At 41.0% G+C, this 16809-nt stretch carries 15 protein-coding genes; 6 read left to right on the forward strand and 9 right to left on the reverse strand.

Going from position 1 to position 16809, the window contains the following annotated elements; all coding sequences use genetic code 11:
* Positions 1 to 12 precede the first annotated feature (12 nt).
* The 3 genes from A7967_RS06615 to A7967_RS06625 are packed head-to-tail and all read left to right on the forward strand — an operon-like array spanning position 13 to position 2452.
* Entirely contained in the window at positions 13 to 741 is a 729-nt protein-coding gene (locus A7967_RS06615; protein WP_054203979.1) for a 5-oxoprolinase subunit PxpA, read from the forward strand.
* Entirely contained in the window at positions 729 to 1598 is an 870-nt protein-coding gene (locus tag A7967_RS06620; RefSeq protein ID WP_054452498.1) for a glutamate cyclase domain-containing protein, read from the forward strand. The genes A7967_RS06615 and A7967_RS06620 overlap by 13 nt, the downstream gene beginning before the upstream one ends.
* Positions 1595 to 2452 (forward strand): aminotransferase class IV, encoded by an 858-nt coding sequence (locus tag A7967_RS06625; protein ID WP_054203977.1) that lies wholly within the window; start codon positions 1595 to 1597, stop codon positions 2450 to 2452. Before A7967_RS06620 ends, A7967_RS06625 begins: the two co-directional genes overlap by 4 nt.
* Positions 2453 to 2826: 374 nt before the next feature.
* Here A7967_RS06625 and A7967_RS06630 read toward each other — a convergent pair whose 3' ends face one another.
* From A7967_RS06630 to A7967_RS06645, 4 genes are read right to left on the reverse strand one after another with little or no spacing between them, the layout of a single operon-like run.
* Entirely contained in the window at positions 2827 to 3393 is a 567-nt protein-coding gene (locus A7967_RS06630) for an NAD(P)H-dependent oxidoreductase (RefSeq protein WP_054203976.1), read from the reverse strand.
* A gap of 39 nt (positions 3394 to 3432) precedes the next feature.
* Entirely contained in the window at positions 3433 to 3795 is a 363-nt protein-coding gene (locus A7967_RS06635; RefSeq protein WP_054203975.1) for a MerR family DNA-binding transcriptional regulator, read from the reverse strand.
* A gap of 3 nt (positions 3796 to 3798) precedes the next feature.
* Positions 3799 to 4551: a polysaccharide deacetylase family protein gene (locus tag A7967_RS06640; RefSeq protein ID WP_231658982.1), complete on the reverse strand. Its 753-nt coding sequence runs from the start codon at positions 4549 to 4551 to the stop codon at positions 3799 to 3801.
* A 23-nt stretch (positions 4552 to 4574) separates the two neighbouring features.
* Complete coding sequence (locus tag A7967_RS06645; protein WP_054203974.1) at positions 4575 to 4955, reverse strand: VOC family protein; 381 nt, start codon at positions 4953 to 4955, stop codon at positions 4575 to 4577.
* Between the two features lie 179 nt (positions 4956 to 5134).
* Here A7967_RS06645 and A7967_RS06650 point away from each other — a divergent pair, with 179 nt between their 5' ends.
* The 3 genes from A7967_RS06650 (at position 5135) to A7967_RS06660 (ending at position 8903) form a co-directional block, all read left to right on the forward strand.
* A complete protein-coding gene (locus A7967_RS06650) occupies positions 5135 to 5824 on the forward strand; it encodes a 4'-phosphopantetheinyl transferase family protein (RefSeq protein ID WP_054203973.1) in 690 nt (229 codons plus the stop codon).
* Between the two features lie 232 nt (positions 5825 to 6056).
* The gene (locus A7967_RS06655) at positions 6057 to 8123 is read left to right on the forward strand and encodes a TonB-dependent receptor (RefSeq protein WP_054203972.1); all 2067 of its coding nucleotides are present in this window, start codon (positions 6057 to 6059) and stop codon (positions 8121 to 8123) included.
* A 327-nt stretch (positions 8124 to 8450) separates the two neighbouring features.
* Positions 8451 to 8903, forward strand: a complete 453-nt coding sequence (locus A7967_RS06660; RefSeq protein ID WP_054203971.1) for a hypothetical protein — start codon at positions 8451 to 8453, stop codon at positions 8901 to 8903.
* 15 nt (positions 8904 to 8918) lie between these two features.
* Here the strand turns inward: A7967_RS06660 and A7967_RS06665 are convergent, their stop codons facing one another.
* The 5 genes from A7967_RS06665 to A7967_RS06685 form a co-directional block, all read right to left on the reverse strand.
* Positions 8919 to 9824: a heme/hemin ABC transporter substrate-binding protein gene (locus A7967_RS06665; protein ID WP_054203970.1), complete on the reverse strand. Its 906-nt coding sequence runs from the start codon at positions 9822 to 9824 to the stop codon at positions 8919 to 8921.
* Positions 9825 to 9952: 128 nt separating this feature from the next.
* On the reverse strand, positions 9953 to 11158 hold the full coding sequence (gene dapE / locus A7967_RS06670; protein ID WP_054203969.1) for a succinyl-diaminopimelate desuccinylase: 1206 nt from the start codon (positions 11156 to 11158) through the stop codon (positions 9953 to 9955).
* Positions 11159 to 11354: 196 nt separating this feature from the next.
* Complete coding sequence (locus A7967_RS06675) at positions 11355 to 13067, reverse strand: (2,3-dihydroxybenzoyl)adenylate synthase (protein WP_054203968.1); 1713 nt, start codon at positions 13065 to 13067, stop codon at positions 11355 to 11357.
* A complete protein-coding gene (locus A7967_RS06680) occupies positions 13064 to 15100 on the reverse strand; it encodes a condensation domain-containing protein (protein ID WP_054203967.1) in 2037 nt (678 codons plus the stop codon). Before A7967_RS06680 ends, A7967_RS06675 begins: the two co-directional genes overlap by 4 nt.
* 38 nt (positions 15101 to 15138) lie before the next feature.
* Entirely contained in the window at positions 15139 to 16809 is a 1671-nt protein-coding gene (locus tag A7967_RS06685; protein WP_054203966.1) for an amino acid adenylation domain-containing protein, read from the reverse strand.

The following is a 16809-nucleotide window of genomic DNA, read 5'->3' on the forward strand; positions in this document are numbered from 1 at the left end:
ACGGAAACAAACATGAAGCTTAATTGTGATTTAGGTGAAAGCTATGGAGCATGGAAGATGGGCCTCGATGAAGCTGTTATGCCGCATATAGATATGGCAAACATTGCTTGTGGCTTTCATGGCGGTGACAGCGATGTTTTGGCGTATACTTTAGCGCTTGCTAAACAGCACACTGTAACTATTGGTGCCCACCCTAGTTACCCTGATAAGCAAGGGTTTGGTCGGCGTTCAATGGCATTAACACCGCAAGAGCTGACTAATTGCCTACACTACCAAATTGCCGCAATTGAAGGTATGGCTAAAGTGCAAGGGCTAGCACTTAGCTATGTGAAGCCACATGGTGCGCTTTATAATGACATGATGACCGATGAAACAATATTAACCACCGTCATGCAAGCCATTGCCAGCTATCCAAGTCCATTAAAGCTGATGCTACTTGCCACTGCGAATGCAAAAAGCCATCAGCAACTGGCAAAAAAGTACCACTTAACATTAATTTTAGAAGCCTTTGCTGATCGCCAATACACTGACGATGGACTTCTCGTTTCACGAAAAGTTGCCGGCAGCGTGCATGATAAACCGGCATTAATTTCGCAGGTCAAACAACTGCTCGCTACAGGTTGTGTAACAACACAGTCTGGTAAAAAACTCCCTTTACATGCTGATAGTCTATGTGTGCATGGCGATAACGCAGCTGGCATAATTCTTATTCAAGAGATCAAAGCACTATGCCAAACTTAGTAAGTGATGAGCAGCTAAGTCATACCATTGAGAACATGATGATTGAACAGAATTTGCGTGGCATGCAAAGCCTGTATGCGCACCAACTTACCGGCACTTATTTACGCGCTGCAAAGTCATTATTTAACGCAAAACAAACGGTGCTAATTGGCACAGGCTTTGCTGTTAAGCAAACCTTTGAAACTGATGGCCCTGTGGGGGCAATTGCTTTATATAACGCATTAATAGCACTTGGTAAACAGCCGATTCTAGTATGTGGAAACCCCCTTTACACCGCCTTAAAAAATGACTTTAACTGTTTTGAACTCCCCCTTAATAACTTTGTTGATGCTATGGCCTTTAGCAAAACAGCACTGGCTGATTTAAAACCAGATTGTGTATTGTCAATAGAGCGACCAGGGCTATGCCATGGTAATAAGTATTACAATATGCGCGGCATTGATATATCTGCAGATTGTGGTTGTTTTGATTTTTTTGTGAGCCAAGCCCCCTGCCCAACTGTAGCCATTGGCGATGGTGGCAACGAAATAGGTATGGGCAACTTATCACAATATATGTCTGAGCTAAGTATTACGCCTAGCCTTACTTGCTGCGATGAACTGCTGCTAGCCGATGTATCTAATTGGGCTGCTTATGGCCTGATCGCTTTTTTAAGTCGTTGGCACAACCAAGACTTACTCGCCAATATTAATACGCTGGGTATTTTACAGTACTTAAGTGAACGTGGCAGTGTAGATGGTGTTACCCAGCAAAATGAATTAACCGAAGATGGCTTACATGCCACGCATGGCCAACAACTCATCGCAAGACTACGTCAGCTTAGCGGTGTTGCCAATCAGAATGAGGATTTACAATGAGTACGGTGTATTTAAATGGCGATTATATGGATGCTGAGCACGCCAAAATCTCGCCTATGGATAGAGGCTTTTTATTTGGTGATGGTATTTACGAAGTGATCCCAGCTTACAATGGTGACATGCTTGGCTTTACCGCACACATAGAGCGTATGAACAATGGTTTAAATGAACTGGAAATTGTGCTTAATTATACGCCAGATACATGGCGTATAATTTGCGATCAGCTATGTAACAAAAACCAAGGTAAAAACTTTGGTATTTACCTGCATGTTAGTCGCGGTGCTGATACAAAACGAGCTCATGCATACCCTACTGGTATTACACCCACTGTATTCGCTTATGCGTTTGAGATACCCGAACAACCTGTAAGCATTATAGAGTCAGCCACAACATACACGGTTTCACTTGAGCAAGACAAGCGATGGCAACGATGCCATATAAAATCAACCGCATTATTGGGTAACGTAATACATTACCAACATGGCGCGGCGGCCGGCAATAAAGAAACTATTTTATATAATGGTCTTGGTGAACTTACCGAAGCCAGCTCAAGTAATGTGTTTATTGTTAAAGATGGCGTAATAAGTACGCCACCGTTAGATAATCAGATTTTGCCAGGGATCACCCGCTGGTTGATTATCAATATTCTTCACTCACACAGTGAGCTTAAAGTACACGAGCGCAGGATCAGCAAAGAAGAACTTCTTGATGCTGATGAAGTATGGATCACCAGTGCAACTAAAGAGGTCGGGCCTGTGATAAAAATTAATGACACACTTATTGGCACCGGTAAACCTGGTAAAACTTGGCAACGAGTGCAAAGTCTTTTTACCTTACATAAGTTTGATTATTAACAGCGGTAAGCGGTAAGCGGTAAGCGGTAAGCGGTAATTATAAAAGCCATGTTTGTTTAGTCAAACATGGCTTTTTAAGTCCTAGAATTAACCAGTTGCCTAGAGCACGTTGACCTTTGTGGATTGAAATTTGTTCAACCTAGGGGCGATTTAATCGCGGCGCGAGGTTTGTAACCTAGCGGGCTAAGTAAAAACCGAGTAACAAAGAGTCAATCGCCCCTAGGAAGAACCCTTTGGGCAGCGCATGTTTGGTATTTATACTGCGTTATCACCTATTTATGGGGAACAACCACACGACATAGGCTCTGCTTTGCCTAAATACCAAACATACTGCTGCAAAATCAATCACGAAAGGTCAACACGCCCTAGTAGTTTTATTTTCTTGCCAGTTTTGCGGCTTGGTTTAACCACTCAACCCGCAGCTCTGGCGTTGAACTGATAATTGGACCGAAATATGCAGTTGAGATAACTTTAATGCCAGAAAAGCCTAAAATAGTGTGTTTTAGCTGCTTAGTCACTGGAGCACCTTGGACGAAACGATAATACCAAGCGGGAGTGTCAAGGGTTAACACAACTTCAGCTGTGCGGCCTTTTAATAGTTTATCGGGAATGGTTTTATTAGGCTGATATTTAAATGCAAAACCAGGTAGGAAAGTACGGTCAATCAACCCTTTAAATTTTGCAGGTAAACCGCCCCACCAAACAGGGATAAACAATACAATATGCTCAGCCCATTGTAACTTTGCTTGAAATTCGACTAAATCAGGCTCTAATGGCTGTTCGCTGTCATAACCATTGCTTAAGTCAGGGTTAAATTGCATAGTACTGAGAGACAGGTATTGTACTTCACTATGACTTGCCGCTACATATGCTTTTGCCAATGCATCACAAAAACTGCTACTTTTTGGATTTGCATCAATCACTAATATATTTTTTTTCATACTAACTACTCCTTTAAAAGCAGCAGCATACACCCTCCCCTAAAGGGCAGAGTCAAGCTTATCTAAGCATATTTTTATGTCTTGATGATAATAATCTAGCAATTTTTTTTGTTGCTCAAGTGCAGCTATATCATCCAATACTTGCTGCTTTTTTGCTTCGAGTAATTCCACAACAGCTGGCCAATCTAAGTCATGACTAGTGACTTTTAAACTTTTTAGTTGCGCTAAACTTAAACCCAATAACTGCGCGCGCTTAATAAGGGTGACAAACTCGACATCAGCGTTATCATAAATACGGTAGCTGCCTTGGCGTGTTATATCTGTTAGCAGTCCAATGTTTTCATAGTGCCTAATCGCTTTGACCGAAACACCTGAACGCTTTGCCATTTCACCTATAAACACAGCTTATTCCTTCGCCTGCTTTTGCATAATATTAATGTATGAGTCAACGTCATACTTATTTGTATTAGCTGCTAAATAATCCAGTAACTGTGCATGCGCATCAACCGATACACTTAAATGATCCCCACCAACACCATGAAAAATAATGTTTATAAGTTGCACTTGGCTTGAGACATTGCGTACATAATCAATGAGCTGTTGCCCTGTAACATTCGATGGAGCCCATAAAACTGAGCGGCCATTATCATCAACCCCTTTAATTGCGATAAAATGCGCCTTAAGCGGCTCTATAAAGTCTTCACCTGCTGCTTGTGTATCAAAGCAAGGCGGTGTGAATGTACGCTGCGTTTTACCATCTATTGCATGTAAAAATACATTCGCGCTAAGCACCTCACGTATTGCACGTGCACGGGTGTAGCGATCTAAATCATGTTCATCACTGACCCATTCACGGTAAGGTTTTGAGCCACTGCATGGATGATATAAGCTATGATTACCTAACTCATGGCCTTGTTTGGCAACAGTTTTCCACTCATTCATACGGAACTGCATCGTTTGCGCATCGGGCAAGATATAAAACGACGCCTTAAAACCAAGCTTATTAAGCGCAGGTATTGCGTTATCAAGTTGGCTCGCTAAGGCATCATCATACGATAAGCTCACCGCAATCTTATTATCCTTGTTAGAACCATGTGTTTGCGCGCCAGCAGGCATAGCAAAAACTAATGCTAACCACAGCGCTGCTGATCTTCTCATCTTCAATCCTTGAGTATAAAAATTTAAGCTGTTTGAATAAAACAAAATACATTGAGTTTATTGCCGTCTAAATCACGGAAATAGCCCGCATAAAATCCAGGCATTTCACGCGGACCAGGTGCGCCTTCATCTGTTGCACCTAATGCAATTGCTTTGGCATAAAATGCGTCAACCTGATCTGGGTTCTCTACAGCTAACGCGATCATCGTACCATTGCCCACTGTTGCAGACTGTCCATCATAAGGTTTTGTTATTGAAAAACCAGCCTTATCTGCACCACTGCTCCACGCGACAAAATTATCGGTCTCTAAAAAACGTGTCGCTCCTAATAAAGCGAGTAACTCATCATAAAACACCACCGCTTTGGCAAAATTATTCGTGCCAAACATTGTATAACCAATCATATATATTCCTTTTTCTTTACGATTAAAAATGCATCTCCAAGTTAACGTTAAGAGTGATGCTCGTCTACTGCTAATATGCTAAAAGGTAACAATTAAGTCGTGGCGTTTACTGTATTTATTATATTTTTAACGTATTATCAAGGTGTTAATTTTACTCTAAGAAGAAGTGTAAATCACTCATGGAATTTTCCCTTTATACTCAGCTTCCCCCCCAACTTCCCTACAACGCTTTTTGTTATGAGTTTGATAATAATTTTCTTGTTGAAAATGACTTTTTTCGTTATCAGATTTTTTCACCGCCACAACTACAAAAAGCAGTAGCAAAACGAAAGGCTGAATATTTGGCAGGCCGTTTTTGTGCAAAACAGGTACTTAGTTCACTCAATATTCACCCTTGCGATATTCTTTCAGGTAATGATCGCGCGCCAATATGGCCAGATAATATTATTGGCAGCATTACTCACACGCAAGGAATCGCCATGGCGATGGCATGCCACCGTGCGGATATTGCAGGAATAGGCATTGATATAGAGCAATTGATGAGTGACAAACAAGAACAAGAACTACAAAAGCAAATTTTGCATCCAGAGGAATACTCACAATTTAAGCAACTGGCTGAGCAAATATCGCACCCACTAACGATTGTTTTTTCAGCTAAAGAAAGTATTTTTAAAGCGTTATATCCAAGCGTAAAGCAGTTTTTTGGTTTTGAAGCCGCCAAGCTTATTGCTTTTAATGAGCAACAGCTACAATTTAAAATAACGAAAACACTCTCAGAGCAAGTGCCTCAAGGCACTTGCGTAACCGTATTTTATCAATGTAATAATACTGTTGTACTCACGGAGTGCGAATTTAAAACGCCCTTGTGAACTCAGCCATCCAGCACTTTTTCTACCTCAACAATTAAAGCTATATAGTGAATATAGTTACACTATTAATACGCACTTAGTGCAAATGCGTATTTAACTTGCCTTTTCAAGTTCAAGCTAGCCAATTTATCACCAACAACCAGCAGAATAAAATGTAACAGTATAGTTGTTGCACAAAATAAGTAACAAAAGTACAATTGATAATAATTACCATTACCACTACGGAGAGAAGGTGAAAATTAAGGACGTTTTAATCCCTGTTGCAGCATTAGTATCAACTACAGCATTAGCAAATACTGAAGAAACTAAGACTGCAAATCAAATGACTGTCATAGAAGTTACCGGTGAATTGTTATCAAGAAGCTTGCTACAAAGTGGCAATAGTGTTGTTGTTTTTGATGCCAAAACACTCGAAAACCGCCCTGAGCTTAGAACCGTAAGAGATGTTTTAAGTGAAATCCCTAATATTACTATGGTCACAGGCACTGGCAAAGCCCCCACAGTTCGAGGGATTGATGGTACTGGCGCCGCTGAAAATGCCAACGCATTTTTTGCTGGCAGCAGAGCACGACTAAACTGGCAAATTGACGGTAGATCAGCTACTTATAACGAAATAGTATTTGGCGATTTAGGTATTTGGGATCTCAATCAGATTGAGGTACTTAGAGGGCCACAAAGTACGCTCGCTGGACGTAATGCTATCGCAGGTACAATCCGCGTTGAAACGCAAGATCCAACGTTCGAACAACAGTTTACAATTCGCGCCGAAGGAGGAAATTTAGACCAAAGACGCCTATCAGCCACTTATAATCAGCCGCTTACAGAGCAATTTTCTTTGCGTATTGCAGCTGACCAATTTGAACGTCGCTCTTCTGTTGATTATGACCCCTATGTTGGCGTTGAAGACCCTGCAGACATGGAAGGTCGTGCTATCAGAGGCAAGTTACTCTATGAAGGCGATGACGAATATAATACACGTATTGTAATCACACTAAACGACAACAAGTACAGTGGCCCAAATGGTGAAATTATTGATTACCCGTTTGGTGAAAGACGCTCTAATTTTCCACAACAGCCTGTGCATGTTACACATACAAAAAGCTTAGGCATTGAATACAGCGCTTCAATAAATGAGCAACTAGAGCTGGAAGTAACGGCATCAGCAACAGACTTTAATTTTGAGCGTAAATCAACACCTGACGGCTCTAAAGCTAATGTTGATACTAAGGAGTTTGTGGTAGAGCCGCGCTTACGTTATCAAGGTGATAATGGCGCACAATGGGTTATTGGTAGTCGTTACTATAGCTCTAAACAAGATGATTGGATTCAGTTTATTGTAAAACAGAGTTTTACTGATGATTCCAATAATTTTGCAATCTACTCAGAGGGCGCATTTCCATTTAGTGAAAACTTTGAGCTAACCGCGGGTTTACGCTACGAAAAAGAAAACCGTAAACGTGAAGGTGGCGATCCAGATAGGGCAATAGCGAAAATTGAATCAGATAATGATTACAGCGCCCTCTTACCAAAGCTTGGCCTTAGTTATCAAGTCAACGATGGACATACAATTGGTTTGCAATTATCTCGTGGCTATAACGCAGGAGGTGGAGGTATTTCTTTTGGTGCACCTATTGTGAACTATGAATACGACGAAGAATACGTAAACTCATTGGAATTATATGGTCGTCAACAATGGGCTGACAATAGCGTTAGTACATCGCAAAATTTATTTTACTCGCAATATAAAGATATGCAATTGCCCTTTGATTTAACACCCGAAAATACGCGTGATGAAGCTTATGTGGTAAGAAACGCAGACGAAGTTACCACTGTTGGTTTTGAATTTAGCGCAGATTGGCGTATTGATGAGCAATTTAACCTCTACGGTAGCTTCGCACTATTAGACTCCGAAATCACTGATTATCCAGGCTCAGGCTTAGAAGGTAACTCATTGTTTATGGTTCCTTCTGCTTCGATGAAGTTTGGCGGTACATGGCAGTCAAATAACTGGATTGTTAATATGAGCGGTCAGTACACTGATGGTTGGTATACCAATATTTCAAACGATGAAGGCAGTAAAACAGGCGCATTTGCCACCTTCAATACCAGCTTAAGTTACTCAATATCAGAGCAAGCTAAATTGTACCTTACAGTACGTAATATTTTTGATGAAGATGCGCCTGTTGCGCTATACCCAGGTACAGCACCTGCTGACAGTAATGAGCCAGACAGCCATTTTGATAAAGCAGTTTTAACTCAACCAAGAACCATTAGCGCAGGTTTACAGTATACATTTTGATCTAGCACGGCAGGCTCGCTTGCTGTATACCCAAACCATCTCAAGATGGGTGTTTCAGTTGGAATTAAAAGCGATTTAGGCAAGGCATTGATTGCAAGTAATAGTGGTTCTATTATTAAAATCAATAACCAAATATAAATCGCTTTTAAACCAACCCTTTGGGCGTTTCACAGGCACTTACTCTCAGCGTTGTTATTTCTTAAAAGGGACTGCCATTGTTGCAAGTAACGCCTTGATATTAAGCCTCTGTGAAACGCTGAATTCTGCATCTTGAGGTGGCTTGGGTATATAAACCCTTTATAAAACAATAACGAGGATTCATACAATATGGCAATTCTAAAGCACGATAATAGCCTCTGGCCATTAGCCGTCACCGTTGCGCAAGGTGAATGCACACTCGAGATGCATTTAAACTCTTTGCAAGCATGGGATGATTGGTTTAATAAAGCTGAACCCTTCGTAGTTATTCGTGTTTACAACGATGAGGCATCTTTACAGCACCCAAAAGGAGCAGGCCCAGCTACGCAAAAATGGTTAAAAGAGGGAGCAGCAGAGCAAATGCAGCAGCATGTTCAAGCAATGCTTATTGTGGTTCCCGAGCAACAATTTGAACGAATGCAAAAAATGAGTGTACAAAAAGCCTTTGGTATACCCGGTGCAGTCGTTGCATCACTTGATGATGCCCATGCTTGGCTAATGAAAACATCAAACCACAATAAGACACTTGAGAAAACAAGGTTTATGCAAATAGAGAGGCTTGTTCACACATTGATTCTTTAACCTGATGAACTCAGGTTATTTAGCGCTATTAGCTGCTGATTTTAAAAATCTATATTGATATCCATCAGGTAATTGCGCTTGAGGATAAAAAGCATGTGCTAATTCAACGAGAGCTTGCGGCGTTCGAGGGCCCATACTTAGCAAATAAGCAACATCAAAATTATGCACGCGTTTATTTTTAACTGCATTGGAAAACTTAAACGCGTTTAAAAGCTCTGAATTTGATTGCTGATCATGCACACCAATACTCATGGTAATAATCACATCGGGGTTTAAGACTAACGCAGCTTCACTAGATATTGTCTGCCAGTTAGTTACGCTAGACGCCATCACATTCTTACCGCCAGCAATACTAACGAGCTCATTTACCGTAGTATCAGCTCCTGCGACCATTAGTTGATTACTGCGAATAACCAAGACTTTAGGTTTAGTCGTTGCTTGTTCTAAAATATGCGTTAAGGCATCACGATCTACTTTTAGCGCTTGCGCTAACTCCGCTCCTTTGCTCTGGACTTGCAACAGGCTGGCTATTTGTTCTATTTTATTTTCAATACGCCAAAAGCTATCATTTTCATGCAAAATAACCAAATTAGCAGCGGTACGTTTTAATTGCTCTACTACTTTTTTAGGGCCTATATCGGCTTCCGCAAGGATAATATCAGGGTTTAATGACAATATCCCTTCAACGCTTATTTTACGCACATAGCCAATTTGAGGCTGCGTGGTGGCGACAGCAGGAAAAATACTACTGCTATCAACCCCAACAATGCGCTGTTGTTCACCAAGCGCATAAATAACTTCCGTTATTGAGCCCCCTGCAACCACAATTTTTTGTGGGTTAAAAGGTTGCGGGCTTGCATGGACGTAGCTATTAGCAAGTAAAGTAACAAACAAAATAAGGAAAAACACAAAGGGTTTCATTATCATCAAATCCAATTTGAAAACAAAAATAATAACAGTTTCTATTTTCAACTTATAGTTTTTGATTATAATTTTTTAAAGCACCATCAGGTTTGATATATATTTGGAAGCACAAAGTTCATGCTAGATCATTGCTTACAAAGCAACTTTTTAAATAACGCAAAATAAATATTCGTTAAGTTGCTAAGCTCACTAAGATGAATACGTTCATTTTCTTGATGGATGGTCCCATTAGTTAAACCTAACTCAATTACTTGCGGACAAATGTCGCTGAAAAACCGGCCATCGGAAGTTCCCCCTGACGTTGAAGTTTTCGCAAATAATCCTGTGCATCGATTAATTACTGTTTGGCATTCTTTTATTAGCGAAAGTTTATTTTTACTAATCTCTGCAGAGTAATAAGGGTTGCAAGCATGCGATGTCGTTAGTAAGAAATCGTTAGTCGTTCGCGTTACAATATGAGTAACTAAATGAATTAGATCATCTTCACTGTAAGCCGTGGTATAACGAATATTTAAATTAATTATTACACTATCAGGAATGACATTATCGCTGTACAGGCCTGAATCTATATGAGTAACTTGCATTGTTGTACCTAGCTGATTACTATCTCTATTATCCCAATCAAATTTCATTAAATCTTTTACAATGCTACAGGCATGATGGATAGCATTAATACCTTGAGTCGGATAAGCAACATGCGCACTTTTACCATTAATTTGAATGGCAAAACTCAACGCCCCTCTGCGTCCAATCTTTAGCATGTCACCGCACTGCTTTATTGATGTCGGTTCTCCAACAATACAATAATCCAAGTCCTGCTTTACATCTTTAAAGTGTTTTACAATTTCACATGAGCCGAATAAGGCATCGCCCTCTTCATCGCTGGTTATTAAAAACCATAGTCGCCCAACAAAGCTCCCTTCGAGTACTAGCATCTCAGCTGCAACTAAGGCTGCGGCAATACCGCCTTTCATATCTGCGATGCCTCGACCGATCAGGTAATCATTTTTAATTTCACCTGCAAAAGGTGGTGCTTGCCATTTATTAAGATTACCTACGGGCACAACATCCGTGTGCCCACAAAAACCTAAATTGGGTCCATCACCATTAGATATAACAGCAATTAGGTTACTCACCCCATGACTTTCAAATGTATCGATTTTTGCACCCAGCATTGATAACTTTTTTGCAATCCATGCTTGGCAACCTGCGTCATCCGGTGTTACCGATTCAAATTGCAGTAATTCACGTGCATACTCAATGACTCGACTTTGGTATTCGCTCTTTAACTCAGCCGTTAAAGTAAATTGTTCATCGATGATAAGGCTCACCTCATAATTAAATAAAGGGTATTGAGGGAGTTTGTTGCAAAAAAAAGTTAAACAACAAACTCCCAGTAATAACTAATACTTTAAACGCACTATCAATCCACTGTTAGCCAACAATCAATATCATTACCTTGCCCATATTCAGCAGCCAGACATTGCGGTGCATCCTCTGATGATAATTGCGTATTATTAGTTTGATTCATACTGTTTGTATTTCTTGGCGTTGCTTATTAAGCTCAAGGTGAATTTGTGCAGATAGTTTTTTACGCGCAATTTTACCTATAACAGTTAATGGAATATATTCAACGTACGTCACTGTATCTGGCAGCATATAGCGTGCAACCCCCTGCGCTGCTAAGTATTGCCTTATGTCTTTGAGTGTTAATTTTGGCAAGTTTTGGTCTTGTGAAACAATAACTGCGCATGTTCGCTCCCCGAGTTGTTCGCAAGGTAGTCCCACAACAGCAACATCTTTTATGCCATGATGACAGGCTAAATGAGCTTCTAATGTTTCAACCGAAATTGTCTCTCCACCACGACGAAGAACCTCTTGGATTCGACCTTCAACAATAAGATGACCACTGCTTAGCCGCCTGACCTGATCCCCAGTACGATAATAACCATCTGTAGTAAATGATTTTTGATTGGCCGACTCCTCTTTATAGTAACCACGAATTGTATATGGGCCTCTAGTCAACAGCTCGCCACACTTTCCTTGTGCAACATCCAACCCTTGCTCATCCACCACCCTAACCTCATCCAAGTCAGATAATGGCCGCCCTTGAGTCTTGAACTTTAAAACGTTGGGATCTGAATCTCGAGTAAAATTAAGAAGTCCCTCAGCCATACCAAACACCTGTTGTAAATTACAATTAAGTTCATTACCGATTCTGCGTGCTGTCGCTTCATCAAGTTTAGCACCGCCAACTTGTAATAAATTAAGGCACGCCGCTGGAGGTGTTACTAATGCTGCATAATTAAGCCAAGTTTTCACTAAAGTCGGCACTAACGCCGTCATCGTAACTCCTGCGTTTTCAATATATTCAAATGCAATTTCAGGACTCGGCACTGGACACATAACTACACCAGCTCCCACCTCAATTGCGCCTAAAATACCCGGGCAGGCTAATGGAAAATTATGCGCCGCTGGTAATGCAACAAGATAGCGGTCTTGTGAACTCAACTCACAAAGCTTAGCACTGGCTTTTATATTATAGAGGTAATCTCTATGTGTTCTTGGAATTAACTTCGGTATTCCTGTTGTACCGCCTGAGCATAACAATAAAGCCATTTCAGCAGGATCCGCTGCGAGACCAGGAAACTCAAGTGCTGTAATTTGAGCTTCAGTTGCCTTAGTAAACCCTAATAAAGATAATATTGACGGATGCGGCTTTAAGTCTAGGCCATCCACAACAACATGTTTAAGTGTTGGAACTGTATTAAGTAGCTCATTAGCAAATACATGACAATCGAAACTAGTCGATTGTGCACTAACAAACCAAGCACGTGCTTGTGTTAATTTCACAAAATGCAAAATTTCACGTTGTCCATGTCCAGGTAACGCCATGACAGGAATAACGCCTAGCTGGAGTAAAGCGAAAAAGGTTAATACGAATGCATTATTATTACCCATTTGCATCACTACTTTATCTCCTCGCCCAAGACCAATACTGTGGCAATGCTCTACTATATTATTCACGACAGCGCTTATTTCTTGGCCTGTCATCTGTTGCCATTCACCAGATTGAAGGTCGGGGCCGCTGAGCAAAATAACATCAGCATATTGCTTAAGTTTTGCAGTTAACCAATTTGCAAAGTTTTCATTTCCCCACACCCCCTGCTCTTTGTACTTTCTGCTTATTTCTTCTGGCCAAGCATATAATCCGGCTTCGGTAGGCACAAACTCAGTCATAGTGATCCCTCCATTTCCAATTCAGCACTGAGTGCGTCATCATCTAAATCTAAGATTTCACAATACACTTGAGCAATTTGTAATACTTCTTCAACATCGGTCGAGTAAGTAATTGAAGCGGCAATGCCTGCAATAGAAGGTGAACTAAATAAGCTTTTCATGTCTATCGAATTGGATCCGAAGATTTCCCTAATTTGCGCGATTAACGAACTTGCTAAAACAGAATCCCCACCCGCAGCAAATAAGTTTTGATGAATATTACTACCATCCCCTCCGATCACTTCATGCCAAATAGAAGCTACCACACGAACTACTGGCATACTTAACGAGGTTTCATCATGTTTCACATTTTTAGTAATTACTGGCTCTTGGAGCTCAGCAACTGCTCTATTTTTGGGTAACGTATCACCAATATAGGTATTCCAATAATCCGGCTCAGTGACGAGGTTTACCACGGTATTACTGAAAAAATTAAACATTGCATCGAGCACACCATCAACAAAAGCATCCTCTCGACAATCCCAGTTAATTAAAATACCACCATCAAGTTCAGTTACTTGCGCATCAAGTAATACCTGTGGCCCTTGAGAAATAATCCAAATAGGATCCCCAAATACTCGGCGCACATTTGCATCAAATAACTCACCTAAATTTAATGCGCTTGTAAATACAACAGGCGCTGTTACTTGCTGCCCACGAGCACGCCCTAAATCTCTTAAAACATGAACTCCACCGTAGTCTGCGCGCGCTGCTCCCTCGTGCATACTAGATTGAACATCACGCGCTCGTGTTACAAAAGTTGCAGTCGGGCCAGTATCAACATCGAGGAGTATTGAACTACTAAAGTCGCCTACCACCTCTTTAATATTAGGGCCTGCGAGTGGACGTTGAAATAAAGGAACATTAAGAATAAAACGTGGATCTTTGCTCCATCCAGCCAGGGTTTCTGCCAGCACGGTTGCTAACACCACTGATGGGGTTAATCCATACTGACGACATTGCGCATATAATTGTGCTTTACGCTGCGGATCAATATTAAAATGGCGTCGTGTTGTAATAGGATGCTGCGATGAAGCTGCTTTTAAAGGTAGTAATGGGCCATTGGGTAAAGAAGCTAGCTGTGTTTGCCACCACATTCCCGAGCTTTCTTTTATTGACTCCCAATTATGCTCAATGGCCATTCGGCAATCTTTATAACTTATTGCTAAATCAGCAAGTTCTACATCAGGGTCATCGTATAACAGTGCAAGATCACGCAGTAGCGTGCGATAACTAACGGCGTCTGCGGCTATCATATCAATGTCTAAATGCAGGCGACTGTTACCATTTTCTAATAAGCTTAAAGCAACCGCAAATACTTCTCCTGACTCAATATCTAACATTTGTGATGAATAGGTCGAGCGATACTGCTCCAGTAACTGCTGCGCAACATCTGTAGGTTTATCCCGCAAATCATTAAAGATGACATGCACTGTATTATTACTTGGATTATGTATTTGCTGTCCGCTGGAACACACTTGTAAACGCAACGAGCTATGACGTTGAACAAGTTTCTCTATTGCTAGCGTCAAACGGGCTAAATCTAATGGCTGTGACTTATCATTGATTGCTGACAACTCAAATTCACAATACAGATGCGCTGATACACCGCCAAGCGGTTGATTAACATCACGTCCTAACCAATAAGCGTACTGCATAGGCGCAAGTGAAAAAGGCGCATGAGGAAGTTTCCCGATTTTTATTTTTGGGATCCCAAATATAGTGTCTTGTGTATTATCAGCAAGGCTGGTAGCCGATACCCTAAGATACTCAACCCATGCCCCCACAAATGGTTTTTTAGCTAAATCTGCAAAGTTAATATCATAACCAGCCGCTCGCCAAGTTGACACTAAGTTCATTAATGTGATCGAATCAAGCCCTGCTTCAATTAGGTTACATTCTGCTGATACAGCTTCAGGCTGTAAATTTAACGTATTACTAACGACAGCAAGTACATCTTCTAATAGCGAGGCTGAATTACTATTTTTATTCATTTGGGTAGTTTCCATTCTTAATGTTTGTCTTTACCAAATCATGTTGCTGACTTGGCGAGGATGTCTTGTTGCTTCAAACGCAGCAGCTCTAGCCGCTGTTGATGCAAAGAAGAAGTGCTTTTTTGATTTGCTTGCCACTGCATAAGTAACGCTTTTTCATCCAGTTTTCCGTTTACTGTTAGCGGGAATTTTTTAACAAATAGAAAGTCTGAAGGTAAATAGTGAACAGGGAGATGCTGAGATAGATAGTTTCTCAATGTTGCTATTGGTTGTGCGGTAAATGATTCCTCTGTCGCGATTAAAATAGCAATTAAGCCATCTGATAAACCACTGTCGAGGCATGGTTTTGCTATCACGGCTGCTCTTTGTATCTTTGCATGAGATTCTAAAGCAACTTCTATTTCACTCGGCTCAATACGAAACCCCCTTACTTTCAATTGCCTGTCTGCGCGACCAAAATAAAAGAGTTGACCATCAAGTTGCTTCGCTAAGTCACCCGAACGATACATCCGCTTCCCAGTGTGAAAAGGACTGGCAACAAATCGCATTGCGGTTAGATCAGGACGATTGATGTAACCGAATGCCACTTGATCTCCTGCTACATAAATTTCACCAATTTCACCATCAGCCACTTTTTCTAGATTTTCATCAAGTAAAAGCACCTCCAAACTAGCTAGCCCTTCACCTATTGGACTATTTTCAGTGCCACAAAGTGAATCACTTAGTGTTAGCCATGTTACGTGCACCGTTGTCTCTGTGATCCCGTACATGTTTATCAATTGCAATGTTTCGCAAGGGTAAAGCTGCCACCATTTTTTTACTTTATCCAAATTAAGTGCTTCACCACCAAAGACCACTTTGCGCAAGCATAGTGGTTGCTCACTCATTTTTAGAGCCTTACTTTCTGCGTCAATTAAGGCATAAAATGCTGAAGGCGTTTGATTAAGAATAGTGACCTTTTCTGCTCTCAAATATTGCACTAAGGCGTCTGGTGACCAAATTACACTTTTTGGAATAATCGTTAGCTTGGCTCCTGTGGTCAAGGCTCCCCACACTTCCCACACTGAAAAATCAAAAGCCAGTGAATGAAACAAAGCCCAAACATCAGTATGTGTTGCATCTAATAAAGGCATTGCCGCATTAATTAAAGCCAGAACTTGCTGATGCCCTACAACAACTCCCTTAGGGTTTCCCGTCGACCCTGAAGTAAAAATAATATAAGCGAAAGCACCTGCGGCTCTGTAAATAGGTTTCTCGTGCTCATCTGGAACAAAGTTAAATTGGTCCTCGACAAACAACAAATGACTCATAGCTTTAGTAAGTGAATCGTTCCCCCAAAGCGGCATGCTCAACTCTCGCTGAGTAACAATTACACTAGGCTGACTACAAGCAATTATCCAATCGATCCTTTCTTTGGGGTAGTCGGGATCAATCGGCACATAGCACGCTCCAAGTTGCAATATTGCTAACACGTGAATGATTTGCTCACAGTTTCTAGGCAATATTAAAGCCACGCAGTTTCCTGTACGAACACCACTTGCATAAAGTCGATGTGATGCCAAGTCAGCTTTTTGTTTAAGCACTTTATATGTCAAGGAGCTATGTTCATCACTAACTGCGATGCGATTAGGGTGCATAACGGCTTGTTCAGCAAAGGATTGATACAGGCATGCTGTCCCTGCTGGCATCCCCTTATTAATCTGCTCCAT

It is taken from the genome of Pseudoalteromonas neustonica (genome assembly GCF_001653135.1).
Lineage (GTDB): Bacteria > Pseudomonadota > Gammaproteobacteria > Enterobacterales > Alteromonadaceae > Pseudoalteromonas > Pseudoalteromonas neustonica.